This is a genomic window from Erythrobacter sp. NFXS35 (assembly GCF_040148725.1).
Classification (GTDB): domain Bacteria; phylum Pseudomonadota; class Alphaproteobacteria; order Sphingomonadales; family Sphingomonadaceae; genus Erythrobacter.
In genome coordinates this window covers 350,294-365,069 of the sequence record NZ_JAGDEB010000002.1, presented here as the reverse complement: position 1 = coordinate 365,069, position 14,776 = coordinate 350,294, and the positions used below count along the sequence as shown (strand labels likewise).

Sequence of the window (14,776 nt, the reverse complement as noted above, 5' to 3'; positions counted from 1 at the left end):
TGCGAAGTCAACGTGGAGGGCGCACGGCGCACACAGATGCTTGGCGCGAGGGACGAAGGCGGCTAGGCGGCGCGCAAGCAAAAGCGAAGGAACTCACCCGTGCCCGATATCCAGCCCGCCCGTTACGACGTCATCGCCATCGGCAATGCCGTGGTCGACGTGATTGCCTCCTGCGAGGAGGAGTTGATCGACGAGCTTCAGCTCAACCGCGGCGGCATGACCCTGATCGACGAAGCGCGCGCCGATGAACTCTACGACGCCATGCCACCTGCGCGCGAGATCTCCGGCGGTTCGGCGGCCAACACGCTGGCGGGCCTCGCCACGCTGGGCCTGCAATGCGCCTTCATCGGTCAGGTCGCGGACGATCAGCTGGGCAAGGTGTTCCGCCACGACATGCGCGCCACCGGCATCGATTTCGACACCCCGGCGCGTGAGGGCGAACCGGCAACGGGCCGCGTGCTGATCTTCGTCACGCCCGATGGCGAGCGGACGATGAACACCTTCCTCGGCGCGGGCCAGTATCTCCCCGCCGCCGCGCTGGACGAAGAGCTGATCGCCAGCGGGGCGATCCTGTACCTCGAAGGCTATCTGTGGGATCCCGAAGAACCCCGCCGCGCCATGCGCCGCGCCATCGAGGTTGCGCGCGACGCGGGCCGCAAGATCGCCTTCACTGCATCGGAAAGCTTCGTGATCGACCGGCACGGCGACGATTTCCGCGCCATGATCGATGACGGGGTGATCGACATCCTGTTCGTCAACGAAACCGAACTCGCCACGCTCACCGGCGAGGACGATTTCGAAGCGGGCCTCGCCGCAGTGGCAGGCAAGGTGCCGGTGCTGGTCGCCACCCGTTCGGAGAAAGGCGCGGTTGCCATCGCCCACGGCGAGCGCGCCGAAGTCGCCGCCGTGCCGGTCATCAAGGTGATCGACACCACCGGCGCGGGCGACCAGTTCGCTGCCGGGTTCCTGTCAGGCTATGCGCGGGGCGAGCCGCTGACCCGCTGTCTGAAGCGCGGGGCGATCGCCGCGTCGGAAGTGATCGCGCATTACGGCCCGCGCCCGGAAGCCGATATGGTCGAGCTGATGGAAGAGCGGCTTTAGGTCTTGCGTTCGCCCCTCCGGGCGAACGTCCTCAGCGCTGTTCCTCCGGCGCTACGCACCTCCGGGCGCCTGCGGGCGCGCGGTCGCGCTTGCGGCCGCTCCGCGACCGTTCAGTTTTCGTGCCGGTTTCCTGATGTTGGAGACACATGAGACACTGTCCAGGAAGCGAAAACTCTCTCGTTTCGCAGGGTGTTTGGCAGGTTGACGATGGCAAAGAGCGAGGCCGGCATAGCTGCGCTGAGCCTCTGTAGGAAAGTCACTCGTCCGGCACGTATCCGGCCTTGCGCAGGGTCACCATATAGCGCGCGATCTGGTCGATCTGCGCACGGGTGAGGGTGAAATCCATGTCCTCGGGATAATTATGCGCCTCGGCCAGCCAATCGGCGAGCGACGCTTCCGAAAGCCCCCGCCGGTTGGCAATCGCGGCGAAGCTGGGCGAGGCCGGATTGGGCGACAGGAACGGCGGCTCGACCGCATGGCACCCGCCGCAGGCCGCCTCGACAAACGCAGGCGCGCGGGTATCGGGCGAAGGCGAGGTCGATTTGCCCACCATCGGCGGCGGATTGGCGGTGCCGGACGTCTGGCAGGCGGCAAGCGCCATGAGCGGCGCGGCGATAAGGGCTAGGCTGCGGAGCGGTTGTTGGGTCATGGTCCCTGTATCCTTCCTTCGCATCACTGCGTCCTTGATCGGGATCAATTTTGTGAAGCCCCCCAACAAAGGCCTGTCGTATGACCGGTTTTAGGCAAACGAGCGGGCAAAGCGAGTGACTGGAAGTGGGTGGATTTCTGCCATGCCCAACAAATCATTGCTTAATCAGAACAAGCTAAGCCTACCAGTTGCGCGAATCTTCGTGGGAGTATGGCATGGTCTATCTGATCGGCAGCGAACGTGAGATGGGCCAGTATCCTAGGGAGAGATTTTTCGACGGCGACCCTCGCCAGATCAAGGTTGAGGGTCCTGAAACCGAAGAGACCCTTCGAGCGATCACGCATCATTACAAGCATCAATACAATGCCGGCTTCCGCATTGCGAAAGAGCATGTTCCAACCCTTTGGGAGTGGGAGTCGTCTCGCCCGGTGCCCGATTACTACACTCCCCATGGCTTCCCCTGCGTCGCGTCACGCTTCAAGGATGTGGTCGAGCGGTTTGAACCCGATGTGCACCAGTTCTTTCCGATCTCGGTGGTGAACAAAGCGGGTGATGAGATCGCTCAGCGTTGGCTGTGGGTGGTTTGCAACCGGATCGACGGCGTTGATCGCGAACATACAACCTTCGTGCTCAAAAAGGGTGCGCTATGGATGTCGAGTTGGATGGAGAATGGCAAAAGAGTGCGTATACCTGATGCCAAGCTCTACCACAGCAAGACGCAGACGGCGGGCTATCATTTCTGGCGTGATAAGCATCTAAGGGGTGGTGGGATTTATGCATCTGATGAGGCTGCGGAAGCCCTAATCGCACTTGATCTAATGGCCTTCGCGGCCAGCAAGCTGGAGACCGTGTGATGGCATTCCCAAACTCTACACGGCCGCAGGACCTCCGCCGCCTCCTCGCACCGCGCTTGCCGCAAATCCACGATGGGCCTTAGCTTGACGCGGCTCCATCTGCAGAACGTGAGCTGTTGGGAAGCCGCTTGTGAAAGCCCGAATGGGCCGCCTGCCACCTCGCTTCTAACGGCCGCTACGGGGTCGAAAGCCGAACGGCAGGGTTTTTCCGCAAATCCGCGAAAGCCGCCGCTTAGCGTCTGCGCTTGAAGAACCCGCGCAGCAGGGCTGCCGCTTCGTCTTCGCCGATGCCGGCATAGACCTCCGGGCGGTGGAGGCACTGGGGCTGGTCGAATACCCGCGCGCCGTGCTCCACTGCGCCGCCCTTGGGATCGCTGGCGGCGTAGTACAGCCGGGCGATACGCGCATGGGCAATCGCGCCGGCACACATCGCGCAGGGCTCCAGCGTGACCCATAAATCGCAATCCGTCAGACGTTCGTCGCCCAGCGCCCTGGCGGCGCGGCGGATCGCGAGGATTTCGGCATGGGCGGTGGGATCGTGATCGGTGCGGGGGGCGTTATGCGCCTCGGCGATGATGCGTCCGTCCTTCACCACCACGGCGCCGATCGGCACTTCGCCCGCATCCGCTCCGGCGCGGGCAAGCGCAAGGGCGCGCCCCATGAAGCTGCGGAACCCCGCCTGCTTCACGCGGCGCGCCCGGTTGCGGCGCAGGGATGCGCGTTATTCGTCGCCGGTGACTGGCTCGCCTTCGGCGTCAGGCATGGTGACATCGACATCGGGAACTTCGACCGTCCTCTCCTCGGTGCCGACATCGACATCCGCCGTTTCCACGTCATATTCAGGCATGTTGCCTTCTTCGACCTGCAATTCGGGCATTTCGCCTTCTTCGGTCTGGTCGACATCGCACGCGGCGAGCCCCAATGCAAAGGGGGCGATAAGGCTGGTGGCGATCAGTCGTTTCATACTGTTTTTCTCCTGTTGGCGTCACGGCGCGGGCGGTACCCGGGCCTGATCCGCGCGTACAGCACGACCCGTGCGGCGCGCTGGCCATTACATAGGTTGGTAACACGCGGGGCCGTGTTGCAAGCGGGACAGGCGGTTAGAGGCGATGCTGGCGCACGCAACTTGCTTGACGATTCGGATATGCCCCGCTATGCGCGCCGCTTTCCCGGATTAGACCCGAACTTTACGAGAAGAGACGAGACCATGGCGCGCATCTGCGAACTGACCGGCAAGGGCCGTATGACCGGCCACAATGTCAGCCACGCCAACAACAAGACCAAGCGCGTGTTTCTGCCCAACCTGCAGAACGTGACGCTGATGAGCGAAAAGCTCGATCGCAGCTTCAAGTTCCGCGTGTCGACCCATGGCCTGCGCTCGGTCGAGCACAATGGCGGGCTCGATAACTGGCTGCTCAAGACCAGCGACGAAAAGCTTTCGGCCAGCGCGCTGAAGGTGAAGCGCGAGTTGGTGAAGGCACAGGCTGCCGCCTGATCGGCGCTGTCCCTTCGGGACGGTAACGGATTTACGAGGCGCTCGGGTTTTCCTGGGCGCTTTTCGTTTGTCCGCGTCTCAGCCCTCCCAATCGAATGTCACCAGCAGGCTGCGCTGGAATACCGAGAAATTGTCGTCGGCAATCAGCCACACCGCACCGCGCGCCGGATCGCCGGGCGCCGGGACAAAGGCGATTCCTTCGAAATTATCGCCGAACATCGCACCTGACAGACGCTGGATGATCTCGCCCTGCCATGCCTCTCCGGCGCGGATCGCGGCCGGATCGGCCACCATAATCGCGGTGTCGAACCGCGCCGGTATGGCATATTCCACCCGCCGCAGCAGGATCAGCACGCGCCCGTCGGGCAATTGCGTCGCATCGACCGGATCGTAATCCGCGCCCGAAACGAGGCGGAAGGCGAGCGGGGCGGCAGACGCGACGGGATCGCCCGCGAACAGCAGGCCGGGTCGATCCTCCGGCCCGCCGCCTTGCGACCCTTCGGCGAGGATCAGGAAGCGCCCATCGTTCAGCCGCACCATGGCTTCCGGCCCGCTGTTCCTGCTCCATCCGGCCATCTCCGGCGGACGGCGGATGGTGCGCGAGCCATCGGGGTCAGCACGCATGACGAGATTGGCGTTTTCGAACGCCGCCCACAGCGTACCCGTGGCAGAATCGCGGGCGAGCGATTCCAGATCGACCACCTCCTTGCGGGCGCTGGTGCGTATGCCGACGAACCGGAAACTGGCGGGCACCGGCCGAGGCGCGGCGCCCGTAAGGTCGAGATCCAGCAGCCATCCGCGATCGCTGCCCGCAATCAGACCCTTCGCACCATCGCCGACCAGTGCCGAGAAGCCGCCGAACCAGCCATGCGTCGATCGAAGCTCCCACGCGCCGGTCAGGGTCAATGCGCCCGTCACGCCGCCGCGTTCGGATACCGGGGTGACGGTGACGACCGCCACATCGCTGCGCAACCCGGTTCTGGTGCGGACGAAGGTGCCGGGGGCAAGCCCGACGATCACCAGAGCGAGAAGCAGCCAGCGGAACATCCGCGCGCGGCCATCGGGCCTCGGGCGGGCGAGGTCAACCGCGGCGGCGATGGCGGATCAGGCCGGGTCGGAGCCGAGCAGGCGGCGCGTGGCGACTTCGCACGAGGCATAGGGCTCCTGCCGCTCGGCGCTCCAGTACCGCAGTTCCGTAAGCGGAATGGGTTCGCCCGTCACGGCGCATAGCACGTGATTGCCCGGGCGCAGCACCCGGAAGCTGGAGGGGCCATAGTAAAGCTTGGCGGTCTTGTCGGCGGAGGACATCAGCATGGCGCCCCCGATAGCACCGCGCGGCTATCCGAACAAATCTTCTTGTGTCGGGCCAGAGCGTTTCGGCGCTGCCGGTCGCGGCTTTGTCGGGGCTGCTGGCGGAGGCGCGGCGCACGCGGGCACGACATCCAACCTGCCGTCGCGCAATTGCACCACGAGCGCCGGTTCGGCTGCAGCCTCGGTGCGGGTGGTGAGCGCCTTTCCCGCAGTGTCACGGATAATGGCATAGCCGCGCTCCAGCGGCTTTTCGGGATGAAGCTGGCTCATCACGCGTGTGAGCGCTCCCAGCCTATCGACTCGCTCACGCAGGGGCCGCTCGACCAGCGCGGGAATCAGCCGCGTGCGGGCGAGACGATCGGCGGCGTCGCGGGCCGGGCGTTGCACCAAGGCGGCCGTCAATCCGGCGCGATCCAGCCGCCGCCGGGCTTCGGCGGTACTCCGGGTCAGCAGGCTGGGGGACAGCCGCGCCGCCGCCCCTGCCAGCCGCTCGCGCCCCTTGGCCGAACGCTCGCCCAGCCCGCGCCGCAGTCGTTCTGCCAGATCGTCGAGCCGCTGAGCCTGCGGTTGCAGCAGGTTTTCGGGCCTGGGCAACATCCGCACCCTCGCCGCCAGCCGTTCGCGCCCCAGTTCGACCGGTCGATAGACGCAGCGCCGCTGGCGGGTGCCGAGATCGGCCAGCGTAAGGGCCAGATCGGCGCGCACCGGCACCGCCATTTCCGCCGCTGCCGTGGGCGTGGGCGCGCGCCGGTCGGCAGCGTAATCGGCCAGCGTGGTATCGGTTTCATGCCCCACCGCCGAAATCACCGGGATGGTGCATTCGGCAATGGCACGCACCACCGCTTCCTCGTTGAAACTCCACAAGTCTTCGATCGACCCGCCTCCGCGCGCGACGATCACGACATCAGGGCGCGGCACCGGCCCGCCCGGTTGGAGCGCCGAAAACCCGCGCACCGCCGCCGCGACCTGATCCGCCGCCCCGTTGCCCTGCACCAGCACCGGCCAGACGATTACGTGCGTGGGAAAGCGATCCGCCAGCCGATGAAGGATATCGCGGATCACCGCGCCAGTGGGCGATGTCACCACCCCGATCACCTGCGGCAGGAACGGCAGGCGGCGCTTCTTGCCCTCGGCAAACAGCCCTTCCGCCGCCAGCCGGGCGCGGGTCTTTTCTAGCAGCGCCAGCAGCGCACCTTCGCCCGCCAGTTCCAGCGAATCGATCACGATCTGGTATTTGGACCGACCCGGATAGGTCGTCAGCTTGCCGGTGGCGATCACCTCCAGCCCGTCTTCGGCGCGGAAGTTCAGCCGCGCGGCGTTGCCCTTCCACATCACCCCGTCGATCACCGCGCCTTCATCCTTCAGCGCGCAGTAGAAATGCCCCGACGCTGCGCGCTTCACCCCCGACAATTCGCCGCGTAGCCGAACGAAGCCGAAGCGATCCTCGACCGTGCGCTTCAGCAGCGCGGAAATCTCGCTGATGGTCAGCGGCTGCGCATTGTCGCCCGCGCCCGTGCGCGCTACCAGCCCGGCATCGTTAAGACCGGTTGGGTCATCACTGTTCGGCGGAGGGGCCATGAATATCCTGCTTCTGGGTTCGGGAGGCCGCGAACATGCGCTGGCGTGGAAGCTGGCGCAATCCCCCGGCTGCACGCATCTTTACGCCGCCCCCGGAAATCCCGGCATTGCCGAGGAAGCGGAGCTGGTCGCGCTAGATGTGACCGACCATGGCGCGGTGATTGCGTTCTGCGCCGACAAGACCATCGGCCTCGTGGTGATCGGGCCGGAAGCGCCGCTGGTTGACGGATTGTCGGATGCGTTGCGCGCCGAAGGCGTGCCGGTGTTCGGCCCCTCGCAGGCCGCCGCGCAGCTGGAAGGCTCCAAAGGCTTCACCAAGGACCTGTGCGCCCGCGCGGGCATCCCCACCGCAGGCTATGTCCGCACCGCGTCGCTGGACGAGGCTCGCGCCGCGCTGACCCGGTTCGATCCGCCCTACGTGCTCAAGGCCGATGGGTTGGCGGCGGGCAAGGGCGTGGTGATCGCCGACACCATCGAAGCAGCCGAAATCGCGCTGGCCGACATGTTCGGCGGCGGGTTCGGCGCAGCGGGCGCAGAAGTGGTGATCGAGGAGTTCATGCACGGCGAGGAAGCCAGCTTCTTCGCGCTGACCGACGGCACCGCGATCCTCCCCTTCGGCTCCGCGCAGGATCACAAGCGCGTGGGCGACGGCGATGTGGGGCCGAACACCGGCGGCATGGGTGCATACTCCCCCGCCCCGGTGCTGACGGCGGAGTTGCAGGCCCGCGTCATGGCCGAAATCATCGAACCGACGGTGCGCACCATGCGTGAGGACGGCAATCCCTATTCCGGCGTGCTGTTTGCCGGCCTTATGCTGACGGCGGACGGCCCCAAGCTGATCGAATACAACGCCCGCTTCGGCGATCCCGAATGCCAGGTGCTGATGATGCGGCTGCAGAGCGATCTGGCGGCGATCATGCTCGCATGTGCGAAGGGCGAATTGGGCGGGGTCGCACCGCAATTCCGCCCCGATACCGCGCTCACCGTGGTGATGGCCGCCAACGGCTATCCCGGCACCCCGGACAAGGGCGGCGCAATTGCGCTGAACGATGCCGAGGCTCCAGGCACAAAGGTGTTCCACGCCGGAACCGCACGGAACGACGGCGCGCTGATCGCGAACGGGGGACGCGTGCTGAATGTCATCGCGATGGGCGCAAACGTAATCGAGGCGCAGCGCCTCGCCTACGCTGCGGTCGACCGGATCGACTTCCCCTCCGGCTTCTGCCGCCGCGACATTGGCTGGCGCGAAGTGGCGCGGGAAGCCGCAGGCGAACGCCAGAATTGATGGCCGAGCGGACCTTGGTTCCGTCGCCCCGTGCTTGACACGGGGCTTGGCTAACTTCCCCGCGGGCAGAGAAGCCTAACCCCGGATCAAGTCCGGGGCGACGATTGAGGGAGTGTCAGAAAACCATACAGCTTTGGTCATAAGCAGGACTGGGGCGTGACGCTGAAAGCGGCATGGCAGCTTTGCCTCGCTTCTGAAAAATTCCTGCCTTTCGGCCAGCGACCCCATTCAAGTCGTTCGATTTGATCGCCATCCACATTAAAAGCGGACGCAATTCAGCATGGCGCTGATCGAATGCTTCGGGTAGCGAGCGGCATGCGTGTTTTACTGACAGGGTCATCAGGCTGGTTAGGCAGATTTCTCGCACCGGCATTGCAAGCTGCAGGGCATCAGGTAATCGGTATCGATGTTGCGCCGGGTGAACACACTCAGGTCGTCGGATCGGTTGCCAACTCCGAATTGGTCAAGCGGACCTTCTTGAATTTCGAAGTTGAGGCTGTGATCCACGCCGGGGCCCTGCACAAGCCCGATATTGTGCGGCAGACGACACAGTCGTTTATCGACGTAAATCTGACCGGGACATTGAACCTCCTGACGTCGGCCATCGAGTCCGGTGTCGACCGCTTCGTCTTCACCTCGACTACCTCGGTGATGATTTCGCAAGCAATCCGTACCGAACAAGGGACGGCTGCGGTTTGGCTCGACGAACGAAGCGGACCTCTTGAGCCGCGCAACATATATGGCGTGACAAAACTCGCCGCTGAAGGACTGTGTCGCGATGCATTCCTCAAGCATGGCCTGCCCTGTATCGTCTTGCGCACCTCACGCTTTTTTCCAGAAGACGACGATACGCACGGCATACCGAGCGGCGAAAACCTAAAGGCGAATGAGCTACTGTACCGACGAGCAACGGTCGAAGACATGGCAGATGCCCATATTCTCGCGCTCGAATGCGCGCCGAAGATAGGCTTCGACATTTTCATTATCTCAGCACCGACGCCGTTTACGCGGGAGGATGTGACCGATCTGAAGCTCGATGCCGCTTCGGTAGTTGAGAGGTGCTTCCCGGGCGCCTCTACCCTTTATGCTTTAAGAGGCTGGACTTTGCCCAAGACGATAGGACGAATTTACGACCCGTCTCGCGCCGAGCAGGTCCTTGGCTTTCGTGCAGGCATAGACTTTGCCGCTGTGCTCGAAGCCTTGGAGCAGGGCAATGAACTTCCATTTGCGCATGACCCTACCTACCTGCCACCGCATGCCGATTTCAGCTTTGCGACGGCTGGATAACTTAAATATCGCTCGATAGCCGCCATTCCGAAATCCACCCATAAGCAGCCATTCACGCCTCGCCGCCCACGTGCCGCAAGCGGTCGTTTGTCGCGGCTCAGGCCCAGTCGCCCAGTAGCGGGGTGAACTCGTCAACCCGGATCGATTGCCACACGCCGCCGGTGAGATAGGGGTCGCCGGCGAGGATGGCGCGGGCGTGCTCCTCGTCCTCGGCCTTCACGATGAGCAGCGATCCGATGATCAGCCCGTCGCCACGTTTGAGCGGGCCGACGATCACGAAATGCTCCGCATTGGCGTGGACGAAATCGAGATGCGCCGGGCGGTGGATCCCGCGCAGCCGCCCGCCGTCTTCGCCATCCCGGCAGTGGAAGCAGAACATCCGCATGGCTGGTGATCCCTTTTTGCTCGGGCCTGACCTTAACAGCCGGTCGCCCGCGTTCAAGTTCAAGCCGAGCGCGGGGAGCCATGTTGCAAACACTGAACTTGAAGCGCAGCCGCTGGGGGTTCAAGGCGCGGCGAATTGCTCCGATTCGTATGAGGTGAACACATATATGGCCGATGCAGCAGCTGCTTTTTCCTTTGCCCCCGTGGATCGCACCGCGTTGCGCCGCGCCTACCGCGCCGAGGAGGAAGCCTGCATCGCCGAGCGGCTGGAACAGGCGGCCCCGGCCGCGCGGGTCCATGCCGATGCCGCCGCGCTGGCGATCCGCCTGATCGAAGGCGCGCGTGAGGAAAAGGCCAGCGGGGTCGATGCCTTCCTGCAGCAATACGGGCTCGACACGGATGAAGGCATCGCGCTGATGTGCCTTGCCGAAGCTTTGCTGCGCGTGCCCGATGCCGCTACCGCCGACGCGCTGATCCGCGACAAGATCGGGACGATCGACTGGGGCGAGCATCTGGGCGAAAGCGCCTCCACCTTCGTCAATGCGGCGACATTTTCGCTGATGCTGACCGGCGAAGTGCTGGAACAGCCCGAGGCGCATCAGCGCGGCATGGGCAAAGTGCTGAAACGCACCATGAACCGGCTGGGCGAGCCGGTGATCCGCACCGCGACGATGCAAGCGATGCGGATATTGGGCGGGCAATTCGTGTTCGGCCGCACGATCGAGGAAGCGCTGAAGCGCGCGGCTCCCGAACGTGCGAAGGGCATCACCCACAGTTTCGACATGCTGGGCGAGGCCGCGATGACCTTTGCCGATGCCGAAAAATACCGGAAGGCCTATGAAGCCGCGCTGACCCGGCTGGCGCGTGAGGCGGGCGCGGGCGTGGGCGGATCGCCGGGCATTTCGGTCAAGCTGTCGGCGCTGCACCCCAAATATACCTATTTCCACGCCGATCAGGCGCGTGCGGCGATGGTGCCGGTGGTCAAGGCGCTGGCGCTGAGGGCGCGCGATGCCGACATCCACTTTACCCTCGACGCCGAGGAGGCCGAGCGGCTGGAACTCAGCCTCGACATCATCGAGGAACTGGTCGCCGATGATGAGTTGTTTCGCCGTCCTGATGGCAGCCGCTGGGAAGGGTTCGGGCTTGCGGTGCAGGCCTATCAGAGGCGCGGCGTGCCGCTGTGCGACTGGGCGGGCAAGCTGGCCCGGCGGCATGGTCGCAAGCTGTTCGTGCGGCTGGTCAAGGGCGCCTATTGGGACAGCGAGATCAAGCTCAGCCAGGTGGGCGGATATGATGATTACCCGGTGTTCACCCGCAAGGTGGCAACCGATGTGTCCTACCTCGCCTGCGCCGCGCGCCTGTTCGAACATGCCGATGTGATCCACCCGGCATTCGCCACGCACAACGCCTATACCATCGCGTCGATCAAGAGCATGGCGACCACCGAAGATTTCGAGTTCCAGCGCCTCCACGGGATGGGCGAGGAAGTGTATGACGCGCTCCACGCGCTCGAAGGCAACCGGCGAACCCCGGTGCGGATCTATGCGCCGGTCGGCGGGCACAAGGAGCTGCTCGCCTATCTGGTGCGCCGCCTGCTGGAAAACGGCGCAAACACCAGCTTCGTCAACCGCATGGGCGATGCCGATACCGCGCCCGAGGAGCTGGTCGGCGATCCGGTGGCCGAACTCGCCGCGCTGGTCCCGCGCCGCAACCCGGCGATCCCGCTGCCTGCCGATATCTTTGCAAATCGCCGCAACAGCGCAGGCATCGACCTCAGTGATCCGCTGGTGCTGGGGCCGCTGCAAGCCCGGCTGACATCGCTCGAAAACGTCCACTGGCGCGCCGAGCCCACCTTCCCGGCCGCGACTCCGGGCGAGAGCGCTCCGATCACCATGCCGCATGATCTATCCGTGGTCGTCGGCACCCGCCGCGATGCCACGGCCGAGGAAGTCGATGCCGCCTTCACCCGCGCCGCCGCGATCCAGCCCGGCTGGGATGCGCTGGGCGGAGACAAGCGTGCGCTGCTGCTGGAGGAAGCCGCCGACCTGTTCGAGGCGCACACCGACGAATTTATCAGCCTGTGCCAGCGCGAGGCGGGCAAGACCCTGCTCGATGCAGTGCTGGAACTGCGCGAAGCGGTGGATTTTCTGCGGTTCTACGCGGTCGAGGCGCGCCGCCAATTCGCTGCGCCCATGCCCCTGCCCGGCCCGACGGGTGAGGAAAACAGCCTCTCGCTTCACGGACGCGGCGTGTTTGCGACGATTTCGCCGTGGAACTTCCCGCTGGCGATCTTCACCGGCATGGCCGCCGCTGCGCTGGCGGCGGGCAACAGCGTGATTGCCAAGCCCGCTGAACAGACCCCGCTGATCGCCGCCCTTGCTGTCAGGCTGTGCCATCAGGCCGGCATCCCGCCCGAGGCGCTGCAACTGCTTCCCGGCGCGGGCACTGTCGGCCAGCTGATCACTGCCCACCCCAAGCTGGCAGGCGTCGCCTTTACCGGATCGACCGAGACCGCGCAGGCGATCAACCGCACGCTGGCGGGCAGAGATGGCCCGATCGCCACGCTTATCGCCGAAACCGGCGGGCAGAACGCGATGATCGTCGATAGCTCCGCCCTGCCCGAACAGGTGGTGCGCGACGTGGTGGGAAGCGCTTTCCAGAGCGCGGGGCAACGCTGTTCGGCACTGCGGGTGCTGTATCTGCAGGATGACATCGCGGACGAGATGCTGGCGATGATCCGTGGCGGGTTCGAGGCGCTGCATATCGGCGATCCTGCCCAGCTTGCCACCGATGTCGGCCCGGTGATCGATCCCGATGCGCAAGCGCGGCTGGAACGCCACGTCGCGCGCTGTCTCACAAGCGAGCGCAAAGTCACGCGCCTGCCGCTGCCGCCGGGAGTGGCAAAGGGCTGCTTCGTCGCGCCCACCATCGTCGAACTCGGATCGATCCGCGATCTGCAACGCGAACATTTCGGCCCGGTGCTGCACGTCGCACGCTTCCGGGCGAGCGAATTGGGGCAAGTGATCGAGGATATCAACGCCACCGGCTTCGGCCTCACGCTCGGCCTGCATAGCCGAATCGCGGACACGCGGCGCTTCGTTCAGGCCCGCGCACGGGTCGGCAATTTCTACGTCAACCGCAACCAGATCGGCGCGGTGGTGGAAAGCCAGCCGTTCGGCGGCGAAGGTCTGTCGGGGACCGGCCCGAAAGCGGGCGGTCCGCACTACCTGCTGCGTTTCGCCACCGAACGGGTGATGACGATCGACACGACGGCAGCAGGCGGCAATGCCAGCCTGCTGGCGGCGGGGTAAGGTCACGCAGGCGCCTTCTGGCGCTCAACCGCTGATGACAGCTTGATCGGTCAGGCCCGCACCACCGCCGCAGCCGATCCCAGCACTGCTGCGTCCTCGACAAAGCCGGTGGCGGTCTGGCTTTGCCGCTCCATCGCCTTCAGCCGTGTGCGCCAGCCGACATAGGACGCGACCAGCGCTGTCGTGCCGCCCGCTGCCGCAGCCGTCCAGCGCTGGTGCCGCGGCGCAAGGGCGGCGCCTGCAATCGCCGAGGTGACGAACCGTGCCACCAGACCCGCCGGCATCACCCGGTCGGGCGCCGACTTGAGCTTGTCGCCCGCCATCTCGCCCACGGCGAGCGCGACCGCGCCGGCCACCACTGCCGGGTGCCCAAGCACGCGCGGCGCTCCGTTATCGCGGGGAAGCTCGCCGCGCGCTGCTGCGACCGCGACCACGGCGAGCGGGGTCAATGCTCTCTGGCCTCCAACGAGACCCATCAGGATCGATTTCAACACGTGATTTTCCTCCGTGGCGCAAGCCTGAGAAAGTCACACCGTGAATAATTGATCCACCCGGCAGGCTCGCCGGTTGCTGGAGTGCGGCAGTTCGTGCGCTGCTAGCGCCGGGAAAGAGGCATAACGGCGTGCGCCGAAACGCGGTTGCGCACCTCAGCCCAGCAACCGCCCGGCAACCGCGTCGAGGTTCGCCAGCACTGCCGGATCATGCTCGTCGGGCGCGGTGATCACCGCATCGTCGAGCGCATTGTCGATGGGCGAGGGATCGCGTGTCTTGGGCAGGGCTTCGATGAAGTTTTTCACCATTGTCCGGGCAAGCTGGCCATTGGCCTGCATCTGCTCGATCACCTCGGCGACATCCACCGCCTCGCCTTCGCGCCAGCAATCATAGTCGGTGACCATGCCGACCAGCGCATAGGGCAACTCCGCCTCGCGCGCGAGTTTTGCTTCGGGCATCGCGGTCATGCCGATCACGTCCGCGCCCCACTGGCGGTACATCCGGCTTTCGGCGCGGGTGGAAAACTGCGGGCCTTCCATGGCGAGATAGGTCGCGCCCACCGCGACCTTGCCCTTGGCCTTGGCGACCGCTTTGGCGGCCATTTCCGACAGGCGCGGGCAGACCGGATCGGCCATCGAGACATGGGTGACGAACCCGCTGGTGAAGAACGTGCTGGGGCGGTGCACGGTCCGATCGATGAATTGTTCGACGACTGCGAACCGCCCCGGCTCCAATTCTTCGCGCAAGCTGCCGACGGCGCTTATGGCGAGAATATCGGTGCAGCCCGCCCGCTTCAGCGCATCGATATTGGCGCGTCCGTTGAGTTCGGTCGGGGTGATCGGGTGCCCGCGCCCGTGGCGGGGCAGAAAGCGCACCTTCACCCCGGCGAACGTGCCGCACAGAATTTCGTCGGAGGGATCACCCCACGGCGTATCGATCGCGATCCACTGCGCATCCTCGATGCCGTCTATCGCATAGAGTCCCGATCCGCCGATGATCCCGATGCACCATTCGCTGGCCATGTGCGCT

15 protein-coding genes are annotated in these 14,776 nt (G+C 65.1%); 6 read left to right on the top strand and 9 right to left on the bottom strand.

Translation table 11 applies throughout. From position 1 onward, the window contains the following. Positions 1-108: 108 nt before the first annotated feature. Positions 109-1,101 carry an adenosine kinase gene (locus tag J3454_RS09270; RefSeq protein ID WP_349513924.1) on the top strand — a complete coding sequence of 331 codons (993 nt, stop codon included), beginning with the start codon at positions 109-111 and terminating at the stop codon, positions 1,099-1,101. A gap of 256 nt (positions 1,102-1,357) precedes the next feature. On the opposite strand, the gene J3454_RS09265 is transcribed toward J3454_RS09270, so the two are convergent. Beyond that, on the bottom strand, positions 1,358-1,750 hold the full coding sequence (locus tag J3454_RS09265; RefSeq protein ID WP_349513481.1) for a hypothetical protein: 393 nt from the start codon (positions 1,748-1,750) through the stop codon (positions 1,358-1,360). A gap of 215 nt (positions 1,751-1,965) precedes the next feature. Between J3454_RS09265 and J3454_RS09260 the strand changes: the two genes are divergently transcribed. Next, positions 1,966-2,604 carry an imm11 family protein gene (locus tag J3454_RS09260; protein ID WP_349513480.1) on the top strand — a complete coding sequence of 213 codons (639 nt, stop codon included), beginning with the start codon at positions 1,966-1,968 and terminating at the stop codon, positions 2,602-2,604. 232 nt (positions 2,605-2,836) lie between these two features. On the opposite strand, the gene J3454_RS09255 is transcribed toward J3454_RS09260, so the two are convergent. Both J3454_RS09255 and J3454_RS09250 read right to left on the bottom strand, forming a co-directional pair. Then, positions 2,837-3,265, bottom strand: coding sequence for a nucleoside deaminase (locus J3454_RS09255; protein WP_349513923.1), 429 nt, complete (start codon positions 3,263-3,265; stop codon positions 2,837-2,839). 60 nt (positions 3,266-3,325) lie between these two features. Beyond that, positions 3,326-3,568 carry a hypothetical protein gene (locus J3454_RS09250; RefSeq protein WP_349513479.1) on the bottom strand — a complete coding sequence of 81 codons (243 nt, stop codon included), beginning with the start codon at positions 3,566-3,568 and terminating at the stop codon, positions 3,326-3,328. Positions 3,569-3,811: 243 nt separating this feature from the next. On the opposite strand from J3454_RS09250, the gene rpmB reads away from it, so the two are divergent. After that, positions 3,812-4,099, top strand: coding sequence for a 50S ribosomal protein L28 (gene rpmB, locus J3454_RS09245; protein WP_349513478.1), 288 nt, complete (start codon positions 3,812-3,814; stop codon positions 4,097-4,099). 78 nt (positions 4,100-4,177) lie between these two features. On the opposite strand, the gene J3454_RS09240 is transcribed toward rpmB, so the two are convergent. From J3454_RS09240 to xseA, 3 genes are read right to left on the bottom strand one after another with little or no spacing between them, the layout of a single operon-like run. Then, entirely contained in the window at positions 4,178-5,146 is a 969-nt protein-coding gene (locus J3454_RS09240) for an esterase-like activity of phytase family protein (protein WP_349513477.1), read from the bottom strand. Between the two features lie 57 nt (positions 5,147-5,203). Next, on the bottom strand, positions 5,204-5,413 hold the full coding sequence (locus J3454_RS09235; RefSeq protein WP_349513476.1) for a DUF2093 domain-containing protein: 210 nt from the start codon (positions 5,411-5,413) through the stop codon (positions 5,204-5,206). Between the two features lie 24 nt (positions 5,414-5,437). After that, positions 5,438-6,988, bottom strand: coding sequence for an exodeoxyribonuclease VII large subunit (gene xseA / locus J3454_RS09230; protein WP_349513475.1), 1,551 nt, complete (start codon positions 6,986-6,988; stop codon positions 5,438-5,440). Here xseA and purD point away from each other — a divergent pair. Further along, positions 6,987-8,273 (top strand): phosphoribosylamine--glycine ligase, encoded by a 1,287-nt coding sequence (purD, locus tag J3454_RS09225; RefSeq protein ID WP_349513474.1) that lies wholly within the window; start codon positions 6,987-6,989, stop codon positions 8,271-8,273. The two genes, xseA and purD, sit on opposite strands and share 2 nt — an antisense overlap. A 315-nt stretch (positions 8,274-8,588) precedes the next feature. Continuing rightward, positions 8,589-9,560, top strand: a complete 972-nt coding sequence (locus J3454_RS09220; protein WP_349513473.1) for an NAD-dependent epimerase/dehydratase family protein — start codon at positions 8,589-8,591, stop codon at positions 9,558-9,560. 97 nt (positions 9,561-9,657) lie between these two features. On the opposite strand, the gene J3454_RS09215 is transcribed toward J3454_RS09220, so the two are convergent. After that, positions 9,658-9,945 carry a YciI family protein gene (locus J3454_RS09215; RefSeq protein ID WP_349513472.1) on the bottom strand — a complete coding sequence of 96 codons (288 nt, stop codon included), beginning with the start codon at positions 9,943-9,945 and terminating at the stop codon, positions 9,658-9,660. Between the two features lie 166 nt (positions 9,946-10,111). Between J3454_RS09215 and putA the strand changes: the two genes are divergently transcribed. Further along, complete coding sequence (gene putA, locus J3454_RS09210) at positions 10,112-13,255, top strand: bifunctional proline dehydrogenase/L-glutamate gamma-semialdehyde dehydrogenase PutA (protein WP_349513471.1); 3,144 nt, start codon at positions 10,112-10,114, stop codon at positions 13,253-13,255. Positions 13,256-13,305: 50 nt separating this feature from the next. Here the strand turns inward: putA and J3454_RS09205 are convergent, their stop codons facing one another. Then, positions 13,306-13,749, bottom strand: a complete 444-nt coding sequence (locus J3454_RS09205; protein ID WP_349513470.1) for a DUF4126 family protein — start codon at positions 13,747-13,749, stop codon at positions 13,306-13,308. A 153-nt stretch (positions 13,750-13,902) separates the two neighbouring features. After that, the gene (mtnP, locus tag J3454_RS09200) at positions 13,903-14,769 is read right to left on the bottom strand and encodes an S-methyl-5'-thioadenosine phosphorylase (protein WP_349513469.1); all 867 of its coding nucleotides are present in this window, start codon (positions 14,767-14,769) and stop codon (positions 13,903-13,905) included. Positions 14,770-14,776: the final 7 nt, after the last annotated feature.

Excerpts from the sequence above, each read along its gene's own strand:
- J3454_RS09215 (WP_349513472.1), bottom strand. The coding sequence starts at position 9,945 with ATGCGGATGTTCTGCTTCCACTGCCGGGATGGCGAAGACGGCGGGCGG.
- putA (WP_349513471.1), top strand. The coding sequence starts at position 10,112 with ATGGCCGATGCAGCAGCTGCTTTTTCCTTTGCCCCCGTGGATCGCACC.
- J3454_RS09220 (WP_349513473.1), top strand. The coding sequence starts at position 8,589 with ATGCGTGTTTTACTGACAGGGTCATCAGGCTGGTTAGGCAGATTTCTC.
- J3454_RS09240 (WP_349513477.1), bottom strand. The coding sequence starts at position 5,146 with ATGTTCCGCTGGCTGCTTCTCGCTCTGGTGATCGTCGGGCTTGCCCCC.
- J3454_RS09260 (WP_349513480.1), top strand. The coding sequence starts at position 1,966 with ATGGTCTATCTGATCGGCAGCGAACGTGAGATGGGCCAGTATCCTAGG.
- J3454_RS09255 (WP_349513923.1), bottom strand. The coding sequence starts at position 3,265 with ATGGGGCGCGCCCTTGCGCTTGCCCGCGCCGGAGCGGATGCGGGCGAA.
- J3454_RS09265 (WP_349513481.1), bottom strand. The coding sequence starts at position 1,750 with ATGACCCAACAACCGCTCCGCAGCCTAGCCCTTATCGCCGCGCCGCTC.
- mtnP (WP_349513469.1), bottom strand. The coding sequence starts at position 14,769 with ATGGCCAGCGAATGGTGCATCGGGATCATCGGCGGATCGGGACTCTAT.
- purD (WP_349513474.1), top strand. The coding sequence starts at position 6,987 with ATGAATATCCTGCTTCTGGGTTCGGGAGGCCGCGAACATGCGCTGGCG.
- xseA (WP_349513475.1), bottom strand. The coding sequence starts at position 6,988 with ATGGCCCCTCCGCCGAACAGTGATGACCCAACCGGTCTTAACGATGCC.
- rpmB (WP_349513478.1), top strand. The coding sequence starts at position 3,812 with ATGGCGCGCATCTGCGAACTGACCGGCAAGGGCCGTATGACCGGCCAC.
- J3454_RS09250 (WP_349513479.1), bottom strand. The coding sequence starts at position 3,568 with ATGAAACGACTGATCGCCACCAGCCTTATCGCCCCCTTTGCATTGGGG.
- J3454_RS09235 (WP_349513476.1), bottom strand. The coding sequence starts at position 5,413 with ATGCTGATGTCCTCCGCCGACAAGACCGCCAAGCTTTACTATGGCCCC.